At 40.4% G+C, this 1810-nt stretch carries 1 protein-coding gene and 2 tRNA genes; all 3 read right to left on the reverse strand.

Going from position 1 to position 1810, the window contains the following annotated elements:
* Positions 1-343: 343 nt before the first annotated feature.
* The gene (locus tag COO03_RS22280; RefSeq protein WP_097899231.1) at positions 344-1489 is read right to left on the reverse strand and encodes a glycerate kinase; all 1146 of its coding nucleotides are present in this window, start codon (positions 1487-1489) and stop codon (positions 344-346) included.
* 145 nt (positions 1490-1634) lie between these two features.
* Positions 1635-1707: transfer RNA gene (locus tag COO03_RS22285), tRNA-Ala, on the reverse strand.
* A 10-nt stretch (positions 1708-1717) separates the two neighbouring features.
* Positions 1718-1789: transfer RNA gene (locus tag COO03_RS22290), tRNA-Gly, on the reverse strand.
* Positions 1790-1810 lie beyond the last annotated feature (21 nt).

The following is a 1810-nucleotide window of genomic DNA, read 5'->3' on the forward strand; positions in this document are numbered from 1 at the left end:
AGCCCTGCTAGACAGAATAAAAAGTAACCTAGCCGCGTTTGCTCTTTCTGTTTTTACTTCGCATGTGGCAGAAAAAGGCCCTAACCGCTTCTATGCATGGCCAGATGCTCTCGTCCCCCTAAAAGAAAGAGGTTTTTATGTCGGTTTTTCAATTTGTATTGATGTATAAATCCATTTTCATTTTTCAACATCTAAATCCCTGCTATGTAGAATAAAAGTAACCTACACTCGTTTGCTCNNTGCATGGCCAGATGCTCTCGTCCCCCTAAAAGAAAGAAATTTTTATGTCGGTTTTTTAATTAATGTATATATACATTAGTAAACATAAAAAACACCTCTATACTTAGAGATGTTTTTCTGATGCTAATTTCCATACCGTTGCAATATTCCTTGCGGTCATTTTAATATTTTCTTCCGCTGATCTATATGCTTCTTCTAATGTCATTGGGCTTGCTGTCACCCCGAATACAGCATCGATCCCCTCTTTATAAATCGGAATATGATTTAAAAGAACGGAGCCACCAATAGCGATAACTGGTATATGATGTTGTTTCGCACGTCTAGCAACACCAACAGGAGCTTTTCCGTAGGCTGTTTGTTCATCTATTCTTCCTTCACCTGTCAAAACAAGATCAGCGCCTTCTATATGTTTATCAAAGCCTATATAATCTAATACAATTTCAATTCCTTTTCGAAGTTGTCCTTTTAATACCGCAACGACTGCTGCTCCTACACCTCCAGCCGCTCCTGCACCTGGAACTTCTGCTACATCGACATGGAAGTGTTCTTTTAATATATGAGCATAATGTTTCAAATTTTCTTCTAGTTCTTTCATCATTTCTACATTAGCTCCCTTTTGTTTAGCAAATACAAAAGAGGCTCCTTTTGGCCCAATTAACGGATTATCTACATCACATGCCGCTTCTAATTTCACATGTACGAAACGAGAATCTAGTTCCGAAAGATTAAAAGTGGCAATGGAATGTAAATTGCCACCAACAGGCTCCATTACTTCTCCATTTTCATTTAAGAACTTCGCACCTAAAGCAGACAGCATGCCAGCTCCACCATCATTGGTAGCACTTCCTCCGAGCCCTAGAATGATATGCTGTACCCCTTGATCTAATGCATGTAATATGAGTTCTCCTGTTCCTCTTGTAGTCGTAATAAGCGGATTTCGTTTTTCAATTGGAATATGATGCAGTCCTGATGCTGCTGCCATTTCAATAAATGCTGTTCTTTTATCTTGAGAAATACCGTAAAACGCCTCTACTTCCTCTCCAAGTGGACCTGTGACATCGAGTGAAATAACCTTTCCACCTGTAGCATCAACAAGAGATTGAACAGTTCCTTCTCCTCCATCTCCAATTGGAGCTGTTACATACTTAGCTTCAGGAAAAACCTCACTAAATCCCATTTCAATGGCCTTACATACCTCTATTGCCCGTAAACTCTCTTTATATGAATCAGATGCAATAACAACTTTCAACATCTATCCCCCCATTACCAATATCCAAACGTATTGTATTCACTTCTACCTTTCTATTGTAAACGAAATGAATTCAAGCCGTCTTCCTTAAACAGAATACAAAAAAGCTTACATCGATTGATGTAAGCTTTTTCTGATTTATAAATGGAGCCTAGCGGGATCGAACCGCTGACCTCCTGCGTGCAAGGCAGGCGCTCTCCCAGCTGAGCTAAGGCCCCGAAGTAAAAAAGCGGAAGACGGGATTCGAACCCGCGACCCCAACCTTGGCAAGGTTGTATTCTACCACTGAACTACTTCCGCGAAAATGGTGAGCCATGAAGG

Source organism: Bacillus sp. AFS098217 (assembly GCF_002551815.1).
GTDB lineage: Bacteria > Bacillota > Bacilli > Bacillales > Bacillaceae_G > Bacillus_A.